The organism is Streptomyces sp. NPDC037389, assembly GCF_040636475.1.
GTDB lineage: Bacteria > Actinomycetota > Actinomycetes > Streptomycetales > Streptomycetaceae > Streptomyces > Streptomyces hesseae.
In genome coordinates, this window is sequence record NZ_JBEZUS010000007.1 from 390,687 (window position 1) to 405,614 (window position 14,928).

Here is a 14,928-nt window from a genome sequence, read left to right on the forward strand (position 1 = left end):
GATCCGTCAGACCTTCGGCTGGGTGAAGCGGATGCGGTTGCCGAACGGGTCGCGCAGGCCGCAGTCGATCCCGTACGGGCGCTCGGTCGGCGGCTCGGTGAACTCGACGCCCTTGGCCAGCAGCGTCTCGTAGGTCTTGTGGCAGTCCGGCGTGGTGAGGATGAGCCAGCCGGCCATCGCGCCCTTGGTGACCAGATCGCGCACCTGCGCCGCCGTCTCGTCGGACATCATCGGCCCGCCCGGCTGCTCCAGCAGGATCTGGCGGCCGGCGTCACCGGGGACGCCGACGGTCAGCCAGCGCATGAAGCCCAGGGGGATGTCGGCGGTGACCTCCAGGCCCAGCTTGCCGACGTAGAAGTCGAGGGCCTCGTCCTGGTCGAGGACGTAAATCTGCGAGTGCGTGATGGCGTTGAACATGAGGACAACGCTATTCGGCCACCGGCCCGAAAACTTATCCAAAACTGCTCTCTACGAGAACCGCTCTCTACGAGCCGGGCCGCGTCCAGGCCATCGCGAAGCACGTGGGCACATGCTGCGCGACCGCCTGCTTGCGGTACTCCCGGGGCGACATGCCGACGATGTCCCGGAACGTCCTGCTGAACGTCCCCGGGCTGCCGAAGCCGACCTCGAAGCAGATGTCCGTGACGCCGCGCCCGCTCTCGCGCAGCAGGAACATCGCCCGCTCGACGCGGCGCCGCTGGAGGTAGCGGTGCGGGGTCTCCCCGAACGTGGCCCGGAAGGTCCGGCTGAAATGCGCCTCGGAGACATGGGCGATACGGGCGAGGGCGGGAACGTCCAGCGGCTCCGCGTAAGCGCGGTCCATGGCGTCCCGCGCCCTCAGCATCCGGCGGTTGGTGTCCTCGACGGCACGGTTCACAGCGCTCATCCCACCATATGGCGGGCGTGGAAGCGCAGGTCAGCGCTGGGGGAACGCCCCGAGCGTCCCTATGACGACGGTGGCGCCCAGCTCCTCGCAGCGGGCGACCTCCGGGACCAGCCCGCCCCGCGCGAAGGTCCGGGCCGTACGGGACGCCTGCCGCTCGCTCGTCTCCATCAGCAGATGCCCGCCGGGCGCCAGCCAGCGCGCGGCCCCGGCCGCGACGCGGCGCTGGACGTCGAGCCCGTCCGGGCCGCCGTCGAGCGCCACCCGCGCCTCGTGGACCCGCGCCTCGGCGGGCAGCAGTCCGATGGCTTCGGTGGGGACATAGGGGGCGTTGGCGAGGAGGACGTCGACGCGGCCGCGGAGCGCGGCGGGCAGTGGCGCGTAGAGGTCGCCCTCCAGGACCCGCCCGCCGAACGCGGCCACATTGCGGCGCGCGCACCGCACGGCGGCGCGGTCGATGTCGGCCGCGTGGAGCGCGACGTCCGTCCCCACCCCGGCCTCCCCCACCCCGGCCACCAGAGCCGCGCCCAGCGCGCCGGACCCGCAGCACAGGTCCACGGCGACCACGTCCGGGCCACGGCCCAGGGCGCGGGCGACGGCCTGCCGGACGAGGAATTCGGTACGGCGGCGCGGTACGAAGACACCGGGGTCGACGGCGATCCGCAGTCCGCAGAACTCGGCCCAGCCGACGACGTGTTCGAGCGGATGCCCGGCCGCCCGCCGGTCCACCATGGCACGGAGCTCGTCCGGCGAGCCCGCCGCGGAGAGGATCAGATCCGCCTCGTCCTCGGCGAAGACACAACCGGCGGCGCGCAGCGAGGAGATGACGGTGTTGCGAAAGGAATGCAGCAGAGCCGCGGAAGCGGCGAAAGAAACCGACACGGGGGCCTTTCGGGATCCGAAGGGCGCCCTCCCGGTCCACCTAGACCGGCGCGACCAAGGCGTCGCGGGACGAGAGCACCCGACCTGACACAGCGTTGATCGGTCTCACCTCCTTCGGCCCGGGCCCTTCTCAAGACCCGTATGACACCGGCTCGAACCGGCCGGGGGCGGCAAGGTTACCGCACGCCCACGCCCGGTTCCCCGCCTCGGACGGCGACGGTCAGGCCCCTATGTGGTAGCCGTCGTACTTGCCGCCGACGCAGGCCAGGTAGATGTAGCGGAAAACGATCTGGCCGCCGCCCGCGACGCACTCCCGCGGGCTCACCGTGGGAATGCCGGACACCGCCGCGGAAGTGGCGGGCGTGGCGGCCGAGGCGGTACCGGCACCGGCGAGGCCGAGGCCCATGGTGAGGGCGGATCCCAGTAACGCGAGAGAAACCAGACGACGTCTCATCGTTCTGCTCCATTCGTGATGGTGGTGAACGAAGCGAACATAGCGACGAATTAGGGCGGTTGGCCATACACAGACAGTGACTTGTGACTGAGACTTGTGGCTGAGACTTGTGACGCTCACGGCAGCCATCGCACCGGGGACACCTGGCGGATGTGGATGAGCACATCGAACGCGTCGGCAAGACCGGCGACGGCGATGTGTTCGGCGGCGTCACGCAGCGGGGTGTAGACCCCGCTGATGACGCGGGCCTTCGCGGGGCCGTCCCATCGGCGGCGTACGGCGTCGAGACGCAGGTCCAGCCAGTGGGCGGCCGCATCCGCCTCGCCCAGCATCGCGTCGATCAGATCCCCGGCCGGCTCCGGGACGGTGGCGACACCGACGTCCCCGTGATGGAAACCGATGGCCACGGAGACATACCGCGTGCCGAATCGCTCGCGCAGCAGGCTGCCGGCGCTCGCTTGCGGACCGCGCTCGGGCGCCGACCCCATGGTCACCGCGGCCGCCGATGTGTGAGCGATCCCGTCCCAGTAGACCACTCGCCGGCCCGTCCGACGCTGGTGGTCACCGATGGCATCGGCACATACGACAGCGTCGCCCGCGTAGTTGCCGCTCCCCGCGACACTGCGTTCGTGGAAGTCCGCGATCAGACGCATGCGCGCCACGATGCCGTCGGCGTGGTCGACACCGGGCAACGACCGGACGAGCGCGAGCGCGTCGCGGGCGTGGTCGGCGAACGGGCGCCCCGGGTGCGTCCCCCGAGCGCGCTGCACGTGCTCATCGACGCGGTGGGCGGTCCGGATCGGCTCCAGATGGGATGCCGCCTCCGCCCACCGTTCCGGGGCCGATTCACGTATGTGATCCAGGACGGCGTCGTAGTCCTCGGACCGCGCCTGTACGGGTTTCACACCGAAGATCCGGACGGGGTCGTGGGGGTGGTCCTTGTTGAACGCCCGTATCCACTCCAACGTCGCGGCCATCTCGGCGGTGCGCCAGGGGCGCCAGGCGCCGTCGAGGGCGGATTCGGCCGAACCCTCGCCGGTGCGCACGTACCCGTCGAGGTCGGCGGCGGCACCGGCGCCGTCCTGTACGGCCAGTGCCCGGAACCCGTGGTGCTGGACGAGCCGACGGAAGAGCTGTTCCCGCACCCCGAAGGTCTCCCGGGAGAATCGGGTGGACTCCCCGATGCCGACGACCGTCGCATCGGCGGCGATCGTCTCGGCGAGCTCATCGAGCGTGGCGTCGGACAGCGGGGCGGCGGTGTCACTGTTCATGCCCTCAGCCTCTTACCTAAAGCATGGTTGAGGTCAAAGGGCCCAAGCAGTGCGCCCGGTCACATGACCGTCGGACGGCGACTGACGGACGGTGACTGGCGGAAAACTATTGCAAGCATCCGCTTGCAATAGTTAGCAAGCTGCGGCAGCATCGGCTGCATGGCATCACTCAACGTCGGCAATCTCGGCGAGTACCTCCGCGAGCAGCGGCGCACCGCGCAGCTGACGCTGCGGCAGCTCGCGGATGCCGCCGGAGTGTCCAACCCGTACCTCAGCCAGATCGAGCGCGGCCTGCGCAAGCCGAGCGCCGAGATCCTCCAGCAGCTGGCCAAGGCGCTGCGGATCTCCGCCGAGACGTTGTACGTGCAGGCCGGGATCCTCGACCAGCGGGACCGGGAGGAGGCGGAGGTCCGCAGCGTGATCCTCGCCGATCCCTCGATCACCGAGCAGCAGAAGCAGGTACTGCTCCAGATCTACGAGTCCTTCCGCAAGGAGAACGCCCTCACGACGCCCGAGCAGGCCGGTCCGAGCGGAACCGGCGGCGCGGGCGGGACGAGCGGCACGGGCAAGACGGACGACGACCAGAGCAATCCTTAAAAGGCTTAAGAGTCTTAAGAGCCTCAAGAGCAAACCTTCGAGCCGATCCGGGAGACCCTTCGCCATGGCCCTCACTCAGGACATCCGCAAGACGGCTACCGACACCCTCTACGTCACCGCCGGCATCGCCGACCTCGCGGCGGAGAAGGCGGGGCAGCTCGTCGCCGAGGCCCCCGGGCGCATCGAGCAGCTGCGCAACACCGACCCCAAGGAGCTGGGCGGGCGGGTGAAGCAGCAGGCCAAGCAGGTCCAGACCCAGGTGACCACCAAGGTCACCGAGTTCGTCGGGACCGTCGACACCGACGCCAAGAAGCTCGGCCAGAAGGCCCAGGACCTGGCGCTCCAGGGCGTCGGGCAGGTCGTCGCCGCGGCCGCCCAGGCCGGTGAGCAGTTCGAGAAGCTGGCCGAGCGCGGGCGCACGGCCGTGAAGACCTGGCGCGGCGAGGCCGCCGAGGGGTTCTCCGAGATCGCCGTCGCCGTGGAGCCGGGCAGCGCGGAGAGCGACGGCGGCGCCAAGGACGGACAGCCCGCCGAGGGATCCTCGGAGCCCGCCGCCACCGACGGCTCGGACGGCACGGACGGCTCGGACGGCTCGGACGACGCGTCCAAGCCCGCCGCCCGCCGGACCGCCGCCCGCAAGCCCGCCGGCGCGAAGAAGGCGGACGCCAAGGCCGGTGACGACGCCTAGCCCGCGGCGCGCGGCAGCGAGCGAATCGATCCGGGCACACACCACGTGCCCGGATCGTTCTCCGGGTACGGTGGGCAACGGACACACTGAGAGGTGAGCGGCATGCTGGTGGAAGGCTTCGGCGAGATCCTGTACTGGGTGTCGATCGGCCTGCTCGTCTTCACGGTCGTCGCCTTCGTCGACGCGGCCGTCCGCCGGGAGGACACCTACCGGGCCGCGGACAAGCAGTCCAAGGGCTTCTGGCTGATCATCCTCGGTGTCGCGGTCGCCGTGAACCTCTTCTTCGGCATCCTGAACTTCCTGCCGATCCTCGGCCTGATCGCCACGATCGTCTACATGGTCGACGTGCGCCCCGCCCTGCGGCAGGCCTCCGGACGCGGCGGCCCGCGCCGCCGGGGCTCCAGCTCGGACGGCCCGTACGGCCCGTACAACGGCGGCCGCTGACCCCTCTTCCCCCGGCCGGCCCTAGCCCCGGGCGAGCAGCAGCACCGCGAGGTCGTCCGTCAGGTCGCCACCGTTGAGCGCCCGCACCTCCGTCACGACCTCCTCCAGCAGTTCCTCCCCGGCCAGGCCCTCCTTCAGCTGGCGGGTGACCAGCTCGATCATCCCCTCCTGGCCCAGCCGCCGCGTGCCCTCGCCCACCCGGCCCTCGACCAGGCCGTCCGTGTACATCATCAGGCTCCACGCCTCCCCGAGCCGGATCTCGCGGTGCGGCCAGCGGGCGGCGGAGAGCAGCCCCAGCGCCGGGCCGCCGTCCTCCTGCGGCAGCAGGGCCGGGGCGTGCCCGGGGCGTACGAGCAGGGGCGCCGGGTGCCCGGCGAGGCAGAGCGCGGCCGAGCGCCCGTCCGGGGCGATGTCGACCGCGCACAGCGTCGCGAAGACCTCCTCGTCCGCCCGCTCGTGCTCCAGCACCTGCTGGAGGGTGGCCAGCAGCTCGTCCCCGCACAGCCCGGCGAGCGTCAGCGCCCGCCACGCTATGCGCAGCTCCACCCCGAGCGCCGCCTCGTCCGGGCCGTGCCCGCAGACGTCGCCGATCATCGCGTGGACGGTGCCGTCGGCGGTGCGGACCGTGTCGTAGAAGTCCCCGCCGAGCAGGGCGCGGCTGCGCCCGGGCCGGTAGCGGGCGGCGAAGCGCAGCTCGGAGCCGGCCAGCAGCGGATGGGGCAGCAGGCCGCGCTCCAGCCGGGCGTTCTCCTGGGCGCGCAGCCGGGTCTCGGTGAGCTGCCGCCGGTCGAAGTCGGCGCGCTTGCGCTCGACGGCATAGCGGATGGCCCGGCTGAGCACCCGTCCGTCCAGCTCGTCGCGGAAGAGGTAGTCCTGCGCGCCGACCCGGACCGCCTCCGCCGCCCGCGCGGCGTCGGTCTCGGCGGTCAGCGCCAGAACGGCCTGGTGCGGGGCCAGCCGCAGCACTTGGCGCAGGGTGTCGAGCTCGTGGCCGCGGCCCGGGCTGTAGGCCCTGGAGGGGAGGGCGAGGTCGAGGAGGATGCACTGGACGTCGTCGGTGAGCAGCCGCTCCGCCTCGGTGAGATTGCGGGCGGTCCGGATGCGTACGGGCCCCTCGGCCGTACCGGTCATCTCCGCCATGCCGGTGCCGGACAGCGCCCCGCCCGGGACGTCCTCGATCACCAGCAGCGTCAGCCCGCCGTCGGGCGGCATGGCGGGCGGCTCCGCCGGCCCGGGCACGGATACGGGCATCGCTTCGGTCCTTCCTCCCCCGGCCACCACCAGGGGGTGCCCCTGCCCCAGGGGCGCGGCACCTCGCCGACAGACGAGTACAGAACGTGACCCTAGCGCCAGAGCCCGCCCGAACGGAATGGTACGCAGCCACCCGCCTCCGTCATATGCCTTACGAGTGAGGGTAGTTGACGCCCGCGCAAGGACAAGCGGACCGTCCTACGAGCTGATGGTCGAGCCGCCGCCGGTCGCCCGGCCACGCCCCGGAGGGGCCGCCGCCGCCCCGGCGTACGGGCCCGGCGGCACCCCGCGCACGACCGCCGTCACCCTGACCGTACGGCCGCCGTCACCCCGGCCGGACGACCCTCGTCACCCCGGCCGGACGACCCCGAGCACCGGCATCGAGCCCGCGCCCGTGACGGTGACCTGCCGGCCCGGCCGCGGGGCGTGGACGATCCGGCCGTCGCCGATGTACATGCCCACGTGGCTGGCGTCCGTGAAGTAGATGACCAGGTCGCCGGGGCGCATGTCCTTGACGTCGACCTTGGGCAGCTGCCGCCACTGCTCCTGCGAGGTGCGGGGGATGGCCCGGCCCGCCGCGGCCCAGGCCTTGAGGGTGAGGCCGGAGCAGTCGTAGGTGTCGGGGCCCTCCGCGCCCCAGACGTAGTCCTTGCCGATCTGTGCGGTCGCGAAGTCGATCGCGCGGGCGGCGTCGCCGGTCGCCGCGACGGAGCCCCGTCCGGTCAGCTGCCTGGCGGCGTCCGAGGCGAGCCAGCGGTCCTGGGCCTGCCGGGCCCGCTCCTCCTCCAGCAGCCGAAGTCTCTCCTTCTCCTGCGCCGCGAGTCGTGATTCCAGCTGCTTGGCGGCGTCCAGCCGCTCCTGGATCTCCTTCTTCGCGGCTTCCCGCTTCTTCTTCTCCGCGTCCAGCGCCTTCCAGCGCTCGCCCGCGTCCTTGGTGTAGCGCTCCAGCTCCGCCTTGGTGGCCGTGACGTCGGTCAGCAGCCGGCGGGTGGCCTGCTCGCCCTTGCGGGCGAGGGAGACATTGCCGAGGAAGGAGTCGGGGGACCCGCTGAGGAAGAGCTGGGTGCGGTTGAAGCCACCACTGCGGTACTGGGCGCGGGCCAGGGCGCCCGCCTGGGTGCGCAGCGTGTCCATGCGCTTCTGGGCCGCCTCCAGCCGGCGCGTGAGATCCGCGATCGACTTCTCCTGGAGGCGCAGCTGCTCACCTGCGGCGTTGTAGGCGTCGGTGGCGGTCTCGGCCTTGCGGTAGAGCTCCTCCACCTCCTTGTGGATGGTCTCCAGACGCCGGGTGGCGTCGTCCGCCGCCACGCCCGCCGAGGCGGACGGAGATATGGACGGCGTCGGGTCCGGCGTCGGTCCGGGCGCCGCGTACGTCACGCCGGGCGCGCCCAGCACCGCCAGCCCGGCCGCGCACACGAGCGCGGTCGCCACCGCCACGCGCCGCCGGCGTCCTCGGCCGCCCCCCGCACCGCCATCGCCCGTACGGTCGTCGTTCCGCCTGTCAGGACACCCCACCGGCCACCTCCGCGCCTTCACCCCCACGCCTGACATACCGTCACGCGAAATTCGGATGCTGCCATGCCTGGCGTCAAATCGATAGAGACCTGCGTCACACTGCAAAAAGAACCGGACCTGCATGCGGGCAACCACCCTGACGGGTGAGGTTCACCCTCCGTTCACTCTCACCCATCAACCGCTTCACCTGATCTGCCTAATTTCGCCGAGTAGAGGGTGCGGGCAGGACCGCTCGCACCGACACCTCTCGCACGCCGCCCCAGCGGCGGCTCCCGGAAGGAACATCCGAAAGTGAAGCTTCAGCGCAAGAACCGGCTTCGCACCGTCGCTCTCGGCGCCATCGCCGTCTCCAGCGCCCTGGTGCTCACGGCGTGCGGCTCGGACGACAACAGCGGCAGCGGCTCCACGGGCGGCGGCGACTCCACCAAGGCGGCGGGCAACATCAAGTGCGAGGGCAAGGGCCAGCTGCTGGCCTCCGGCTCCTCCGCACAGAAGAACGCCATGGAGCTCTGGGTCAAGAACTACTCGGCGGCCTGCAAGGACACCCAGATCAACTACAAGGCCACGGGTTCCGGCGCCGGCGTCCAGGAGTTCCTCCAGGGCAAGACGGCCTTCGCGGGCTCCGACTCGGCGCTGAAGCCGGAGGAGGTCACCAAGTCCAAGGAGGTCGTCAAGGGCGGCCAGGGCATCAACCTCCCCATGGTCGGCGGCCCCATCGCCATCGGCTACAACGTCCCGGGCGTGGACAGCCTGGTCCTCGACGCCGACACCCTCGCCAAGATCTTCGACGGCAAGATCGAGAAGTGGAACGACGAGGCGATCGCCAAGCTCAACAAGGACGCCAAGCTCCCCGACCTGAAGATCCAGGCGTTCCACCGCTCCGACGAGTCCGGCACCACGGACAACTTCACCAAGTACCTCAAGGCCGCCGCGCCCTCCTCCTGGTCGTACGAGCCCGCCAAGGCCTGGAAGGCCAAGGGCGGCCAGTCGGCCGACGGCTCCGCGGGTGTCTCCTCGCAGGTCAAGCAGACCTCCGGCGCCATCTCCTACTTCGAGCTGAGCTACGCCACCGCCAACAGCATCAAGACGGTGAAGCTCAACACCGGCGCCGCCGCCCCGGTCGAGGCCACCTCCGACAACGCCTCCAAGGCGATCGCCGAGGCCAAGATCGTCGGCACCGGCACGGACCTCGCCCTCAAGCTCAACTACGCCACCAAGGCCGAGGGCGCCTACCCGATCACCCTGGTCACGTACGAGATCGTCGGCGACAAGGGCAACAAGGCCGAGACCCTCCCGGCCACCAAGTCCTTCCTGACCTACATCGTCAGCGAGGACGGCCAGTCCGTCCTCAAGGGCCTCGGCTACGCGCCGCTGCCCGCCGAGATCGCCAAGAAGGTCCGCGAGACCGTCGCCACCCTCTCCTGACCCGGGCGCGGACGGGCCCCACCGGGAGCCGGCCACCAGGCCGCACCGGCCCAGTGGGCCCGTCCGCACCATCCGGTGCACCGCCGCGCCAGGGAGCGGCGCCGCCGCAGCCGACCCGAGCCCACTGGGCCCGGAAGGCCCCGGCGGCAGCCGTCCCGCAGACCGGAGAAACCCATGGAAATAACCTCAGCCACCACAGACGGCCCACCGCCACCGGGGACCACCACCACGCGCGTGAAGTCCGCCTCCCGCGCCGGTGACCGGATCTTCCTCGGCCTCTCCCGGGGTTCCGGGATCCTGCTCCTGGTGATCATGGCCGCCATCGCGGCCTTCCTCGCCGTGCGGGCGACCAGCGCCCTCTCCAAGAACGAGGGCGACTTCTTCACCACCTTCGAGTGGGCCGCCAACTCCACCCCGCCCAAGTTCGGCATCGCGGTGCTGGCGTTCGGCACGATCGTCAGCTCGGTCATCGCGATGCTCATCGCCGTGCCCGTGGCGATCGGCATCGCGCTGTTCATCTCGCACTACGCGCCGCGCAAGCTCGCCGCGCCGCTCAGCTATGTGATCGACCTGCTCGCCGCCGTCCCGTCCATCGTCTACGGCCTGTGGGGCGCGCTCTTCCTGGTGCCGCACCTCGGCGGGCTCTACAGCTGGCTGAACGACTACTTCGGCTGGACCGGGATCTTCGAGTACCACGACGGCGCCGCCCGCTCGCTCTTCACCATCGGCATCCTGCTGGCGATCATGATCCTGCCGATCGTCACCAGCGTCAGCCGCGAGGTCTTCCTCCAGGCCCCGAAGATGCACGAGGAGGCCGCCCTCGCGCTCGGCGCGACCCGCTGGGAAGTCATCCGGATGTCCGTCCTCCCCTTCGGCCGCTCCGGTGTCATCAGCGCCTCGATGCTGGGCCTGGGCCGCGCCCTCGGCGAGACGATGGCCGTCGCCACCGTCCTCTCCCCCAGCTTCACCATCGGCAAGAGCCTGCTCGACCCGGGCGGCGGAACGTTCGCCCAGAACATCGCGAGCAGCTTCAAGGAGTCCGGTGAGATCGGCAAGGACGCCCTGATCGCCTCGGGTCTCGTCCTCTTCGTCCTGACCCTGCTGGTCAACGGCGCCGCCCGGCTGATCATCGCCCGCCGCAAGGAGTACACGGCATGAGCGACGTGACCATGGACGACACGGTCGTCGCCGACAGCGCGCCCCTCCCCTCGTACACCCTGCGCCAGCCCCGCCTCCCGCGCTGGACCCCCGCCGCCCTCGCGGCCGCCGCGCTCGCCGTCGGCACCGGCGTCGGACTGGGCGCCGGGCTGAGCAGCCACGTCCAGTGGGGCCTGATCGCGGCGGTGGTCTTCCTCGCCGGGATGTTCGCCCTGGCGGCCCGGGTCGAGGGCCTCCGGCAGGCCAAGGACCGCTTCGCCACCAGCATGGTGTGGGTCTGCTTCCTGCTCGCGGTCGTCCCGCTGGTCTCGCTCCTCTGGGAGACGATCTCGCGCGGTGCGAAGGTCCTCGACGGGAACTTCCTCAGCCACTCCATGGCCGGCGTCCTGACCATCCAGCCCGGCGGCGGCGTCTACCACGCCGTCATCGGCACCCTGGAGCAGGTCGGCATCGCCACCGCCATCGCGGCCCCCATCGGCCTGCTGACGGCGATCTACCTGGTCGAGTACGGCCGGGGCCGCCTCGCGACGGCCGTCACCTTCTTCGTCGACGTCATGACGGGCATCCCGTCGATCGTCGCGGGCCTGTTCGTCCTCAGCTTCTGGATCCTGATGCTGGACAACGGCTACTCCGGCTTCGCCGGGTCGATGGCCCTGGCCATCCTGATGATGCCGGTCGTCGTCCGCTCCACGGAGGAGATGCTCAAGCTCGTCCCCAACGAGCTGCGCGAGGCCTCGTACGCCCTGGGCGTGCCGAAGTGGCGCACGATCCTCAAGGTCGTCCTGCCCACCGCCATAGGCGGCATCGCCACCGGTGTGATGCTCGCGGTCGCCCGTATCGCCGGTGAGTCCGCCCCGATCGTCCTCCTGGTCTTCGGCTCCCAGCTCATCAACAACAACCCCTTCGAAGGCGCCCAGTCCTCGCTGCCGTACTACATCTACGAGCAGTGGGCGGCGGGCAACGAGGCCAGCTACGACCGTGCCTGGGCCGCGGCCCTGGTCCTCATCGCCTTCGTCATGATCCTCAACCTGGTGGCCCGCGGCATCGCCCGCTGGAAGGCCCCCAAGGCCGGCCGCTGACGCGGTTTGATTTCCCGAAAGTAGTGATCCCCATGGCCAAGCGAATCGACGTCAGCGGCCTGAACGCCTACTACGGCAACCACAAGGCCATCGAGGACATCTCGATGACCGTGGAGCCCCGCTCCGTGACCGCCTTCATCGGCCCCTCCGGCTGCGGCAAGTCCACCTTCCTGCGCACCCTCAACCGGATGCACGAGGTCACCCTCGGCGGCCGGGTGGAGGGCAAGGTGATGCTGGACGACGAGAACCTCTACGGCTCCGGGGTCGACCCCGTCGCCGTGCGCCGGATGGTCGGCATGGTCTTCCAGCGCCCGAACCCCTTCCCGACCATGTCCATCTACGAGAACGTGGTCGCCGGCGTCCGCCTCAACGGCGGCCGGTACCGCAAGTCCGAGCTGGACACGATCGTGGAGAAGTCCCTCAAGGGCGCGAACCTCTGGAACGAGGTCAAGGACCGGCTGAACAAGCCGGGCGCCGGCCTCTCCGGCGGCCAGCAGCAGCGTCTGTGCATCGCCCGCGCCATCGCGGTCGAGCCCCAGGTCCTGCTGATGGACGAGCCCTGCTCGGCGCTCGACCCGATCTCCACGCTCGCCATCGAGGACCTCATCGGCGAGCTCAAGGAGCGGTTCACGATCGTCATCGTGACCCACAACATGCAGCAGGCGGCCCGTGTCTCCGACCGCACCGCCTTCTTCAACCTGGCGGGCGTCGGCCAGCCCGGCAAGCTGATCGAGCTCGACGACACGGCGCGCATCTTCTCCAACCCGTCGGTCCAGGCCACCGAGGACTACATCTCGGGCCGCTTCGGGTAATCCCCGGCCCCGGTCCGACCCCGGCCCGGCCACGATCTGCCTCGCGGTGCTGCATGGCGGTGCCACCGCAAGGCAAAGGGCCCGCCCCCCTGCTCGTACCAGGGGGGCGGGCCCGAACTCTTTCGTCCGGCGCGTCAGCCGAACGCGAGGTTCACGATCCAGTAGCTCAGCGCGGCGACCGCCGCCGCGGCCGGCATCGTGATGAACCAGCCGAGGATGATGTTCTTGGCGACACCCCAGCGCACCGCGTTGACCCGCTTCGTCGCACCCACACCCATGATCGCCGAGGTGATGACATGCGTCGTGGAGATCGGCGCGTGGAACATAAACGCGGTCGTGAACATCACGGACGCACCGGTCGTCTCCGCCGCGAAACCCTGCGGCGGGTCCAGCTCGATGATCTTCCGGCCCAGCGTCCGCATGATGCGCCAGCCACCCGCGTACGTACCCAGCGAGAGCATCACGGCGCAGGAGAGCTTGACCCAGACCGGGATGGCGTCGCCCTTGCTCTGCACATCGCCGATGACCAGCGCCATCATCACGATGCCCATCGTCTTCTGGGCGTCCTGGAGGCCGTGGCCGAGCGCCATGCCGGCGGCCGAGACGGTCTGGGCGATACGGAAGCCGCGCTTGGCCTTGTGCGGGTTGGACCGGCGGAACATCCACATGATCGCGACCATCACCAGATAGCCGAGGATCAGGCCGACGAACGGCGAGAGGAACATCGGCACGACGACCTTGTCGATGACGCCCGACCAGATGACGGTCGTGCCGCCCGCCAGCGCGGCGCCCACCATGCCGCCGAAGAGGGCGTGCGAGGAGGACGACGGCAGACCGAAGTACCAGGTGATCAGGTTCCAGGCGATCGCGCCGATCAGAGCGGCGAAGAGGATACCCATCCCCTTGTCGCCCGTCGGGGTCTCGATCAGTCCCTCACTGACCGTCTTGGCCACGCCGCTGCCCAGGAAGGCGCCGGCGAGGTTCATGACCGCGGCCATCGCGAGGGCCGCGCGCGGGGTCAGTGCCCGCGTGGAGACCGAGGTGGCGATGGCGTTCGCGGAATCGTGGAAGCCGTTCGTATAGGTGAATCCGAGCGCTACCGCGATGGTTACGACAAGTGCAAACGTATCCACCGGGGGTCAGGACTCCTTGACCGCGATGGTCTCGACGGTATTGGCGACGTGCTCGAAAGCGTCGGCCGCCTCCTCGAGCACATCCACGATCTGCTTGAGCTTGAGGACCTCGATGGCGTCGTACTTGCCATTGAAGAGCTGTGCGAGCAGCTTGCGGTGGATCTGGTCGGCCTGGTTCTCGAGGCGGTTGACCTCGATCCAGTACTCGGTCAGATTCGTCATCGTCCGCAGGTTCGGCATCGCCTCGGCGGTCAGCTCCGCCGCCCGCGCGAGGACCTCGATCTGCTGCTCGACGCCCTTCGGCAGCTCCTCGACCTGGTAGAGGACGACCAGATCGACGGCCTCCTCCATGAAGTCCATGATGTCGTCGAGCGAGCCGGCGAGGGCGTAGATGTCCTCGCGGTCGAACGGCGTGATGAAGGAGGAGTTCAGCTGGTGGAAGATCGCGTGGGTCGCGTCATCCCCCGCGTGCTCCGCTGCCCGCATCCGTTCGGCGATCTCGGCCCGGGCGGAGGCGTCCGCTCCGAGCAGTTCCATCAGGAGCTTGGAGCCCGTGACGATGTTGTCCGCGGAGGCGGCGAACATGTCGTAGAAGCTCGTCTCCCTGGGGGTCAGACGAAAGCGCACGTGGGATCCTCGGGGTGCAGCGGATTCGGTCTCGTTGATGCTAGGCGCATCATCCGGCCACAGCTAACTGGCATTCCCTCAGTGTCGCCCATCGGGCAGAGTGCTCATGAAGGCGGTACGGGCCTCCGGCGGTGAATTTAGGTAGGATATACCCGCCGGGGGTATGTAAAAAGGGTAGGAACGTTTAGACGCCGACAAGCGTGACGTGCCCCCCACAGCCCGCCGATGACCAGCGCGGACACGTCGGTAAAAAGACGGAGGACGCCATGACGGCCAGGGAGGCCACAGTGACCAGCGCCACTGAACCGGTCGGGGCGCCCTGCCACGGCGATCCGCACGACGACGCCCACGCCGCGTCCGCCACCGGATCCCCCGCCGGCCCCCACGGCTACAGCAAGCAGAAGGACCAGCACCTCAAGCGACTGCGCCGGATCGAGGGCCAGATCCGCGGCCTCCAGCGCATGGTCGAGGAGGACGTCTACTGCATCGACATACTCACGCAGGTGTCGGCGAGCACCAAGGCCCTCCAGTCCTTCGCCCTCCAGCTCCTCCAGGAGCACCTCCGGCACTGCGTGGCCGACGCGGCCCTCAAGGGCGGGGCGGAGATCGACGCCAAGGTGGAGGAAGCAAGCGCGGCCATCGCAAGGCTGCTGCGGACGTAGGACCGTGTTGTGGGCGATCGTCCCGCAAGGCGATGGGGGTACCCCCA

17 protein-coding genes are annotated in these 14,928 nt (G+C 70.0%); 8 read left to right on the forward strand and 9 right to left on the reverse strand.

Translation table 11 applies throughout. From position 1 onward, the window contains the following. Positions 1-6: 6 nt before the first annotated feature. From AB0E98_RS18530 to AB0E98_RS18550, 5 genes are all read right to left on the reverse strand, one after another. Positions 7-417 carry a VOC family protein gene (locus AB0E98_RS18530; protein WP_358633077.1) on the reverse strand — a complete coding sequence of 137 codons (411 nt, stop codon included), beginning with the start codon at positions 415-417 and terminating at the stop codon, positions 7-9. 67 nt (positions 418-484) lie between these two features. Continuing rightward, positions 485-886: an AraC family transcriptional regulator gene (locus tag AB0E98_RS18535; protein WP_361703514.1), complete on the reverse strand. Its 402-nt coding sequence runs from the start codon at positions 884-886 to the stop codon at positions 485-487. A 30-nt stretch (positions 887-916) separates the two neighbouring features. Beyond that, the gene (locus AB0E98_RS18540) at positions 917-1,765 is read right to left on the reverse strand and encodes a putative protein N(5)-glutamine methyltransferase (RefSeq protein WP_361703516.1); all 849 of its coding nucleotides are present in this window, start codon (positions 1,763-1,765) and stop codon (positions 917-919) included. Between the two features lie 220 nt (positions 1,766-1,985). Further along, positions 1,986-2,219 (reverse strand): hypothetical protein, encoded by a 234-nt coding sequence (locus tag AB0E98_RS18545; RefSeq protein ID WP_361703518.1) that lies wholly within the window; start codon positions 2,217-2,219, stop codon positions 1,986-1,988. Positions 2,220-2,335: 116 nt separating this feature from the next. Next, positions 2,336-3,490, reverse strand: a complete 1,155-nt coding sequence (locus AB0E98_RS18550; RefSeq protein ID WP_361703521.1) for an erythromycin esterase family protein — start codon at positions 3,488-3,490, stop codon at positions 2,336-2,338. Positions 3,491-3,649: 159 nt separating this feature from the next. Between AB0E98_RS18550 and AB0E98_RS18555 the strand changes: the two genes are divergently transcribed. The 3 genes from AB0E98_RS18555 to AB0E98_RS18565 all read left to right on the forward strand — a co-directional run bounded on the left by AB0E98_RS18555 (position 3,650) and on the right by AB0E98_RS18565 (position 5,219). Next, a complete protein-coding gene (locus tag AB0E98_RS18555) occupies positions 3,650-4,087 on the forward strand; it encodes a helix-turn-helix transcriptional regulator (RefSeq protein ID WP_361703524.1) in 438 nt (145 codons plus the stop codon). Between the two features lie 64 nt (positions 4,088-4,151). Next, positions 4,152-4,775: a hypothetical protein gene (locus AB0E98_RS18560; protein WP_361703526.1), complete on the forward strand. Its 624-nt coding sequence runs from the start codon at positions 4,152-4,154 to the stop codon at positions 4,773-4,775. Positions 4,776-4,877: 102 nt separating this feature from the next. Then, entirely contained in the window at positions 4,878-5,219 is a 342-nt protein-coding gene (locus AB0E98_RS18565) for a DUF2516 family protein (RefSeq protein WP_361703528.1), read from the forward strand. Positions 5,220-5,240: 21 nt separating this feature from the next. Here AB0E98_RS18565 and AB0E98_RS18570 read toward each other — a convergent pair whose 3' ends face one another. Together AB0E98_RS18570 and AB0E98_RS18575 are read right to left on the reverse strand one after the other, a co-directional pair. Next, entirely contained in the window at positions 5,241-6,470 is a 1,230-nt protein-coding gene (locus tag AB0E98_RS18570) for a fused response regulator/phosphatase (RefSeq protein WP_361703530.1), read from the reverse strand. 348 nt (positions 6,471-6,818) lie between these two features. Beyond that, positions 6,819-7,907 (reverse strand): NlpC/P60 family protein, encoded by a 1,089-nt coding sequence (locus AB0E98_RS18575; protein ID WP_361703532.1) that lies wholly within the window; start codon positions 7,905-7,907, stop codon positions 6,819-6,821. A gap of 369 nt (positions 7,908-8,276) precedes the next feature. Between AB0E98_RS18575 and pstS the strand changes: the two genes are divergently transcribed. The 4 genes from pstS (at position 8,277) to pstB (ending at position 12,459) form a co-directional block, all read left to right on the forward strand. Then, positions 8,277-9,410, forward strand: coding sequence for a phosphate ABC transporter substrate-binding protein PstS (gene pstS / locus AB0E98_RS18580; protein WP_361703534.1), 1,134 nt, complete (start codon positions 8,277-8,279; stop codon positions 9,408-9,410). Between the two features lie 174 nt (positions 9,411-9,584). Then, a complete protein-coding gene (gene pstC, locus AB0E98_RS18585) occupies positions 9,585-10,568 on the forward strand; it encodes a phosphate ABC transporter permease subunit PstC (RefSeq protein ID WP_361703536.1) in 984 nt (327 codons plus the stop codon). Then, positions 10,565-11,647 carry a phosphate ABC transporter permease PstA gene (gene pstA, locus AB0E98_RS18590; protein WP_361703539.1) on the forward strand — a complete coding sequence of 361 codons (1,083 nt, stop codon included), beginning with the start codon at positions 10,565-10,567 and terminating at the stop codon, positions 11,645-11,647. Before pstC ends, pstA begins: the two co-directional genes overlap by 4 nt. Before the next feature lie 32 nt (positions 11,648-11,679). Continuing rightward, on the forward strand, positions 11,680-12,459 hold the full coding sequence (pstB, locus tag AB0E98_RS18595) for a phosphate ABC transporter ATP-binding protein PstB (protein ID WP_361703542.1): 780 nt from the start codon (positions 11,680-11,682) through the stop codon (positions 12,457-12,459). Between the two features lie 134 nt (positions 12,460-12,593). On the opposite strand, the gene AB0E98_RS18600 is transcribed toward pstB, so the two are convergent. Together AB0E98_RS18600 and AB0E98_RS18605 are read right to left on the reverse strand one after the other, a co-directional pair. Next, a complete protein-coding gene (locus tag AB0E98_RS18600) occupies positions 12,594-13,592 on the reverse strand; it encodes an inorganic phosphate transporter (protein ID WP_361703544.1) in 999 nt (332 codons plus the stop codon). Between the two features lie 6 nt (positions 13,593-13,598). Beyond that, positions 13,599-14,219, reverse strand: a complete 621-nt coding sequence (locus AB0E98_RS18605) for a DUF47 family protein (RefSeq protein WP_361703547.1) — start codon at positions 14,217-14,219, stop codon at positions 13,599-13,601. A gap of 266 nt (positions 14,220-14,485) precedes the next feature. Between AB0E98_RS18605 and AB0E98_RS18610 the strand changes: the two genes are divergently transcribed. Then, positions 14,486-14,881 (forward strand): metal-sensitive transcriptional regulator, encoded by a 396-nt coding sequence (locus tag AB0E98_RS18610; protein ID WP_361703549.1) that lies wholly within the window; start codon positions 14,486-14,488, stop codon positions 14,879-14,881. The last annotated feature ends 47 nt before the right edge of the window (positions 14,882-14,928 follow it).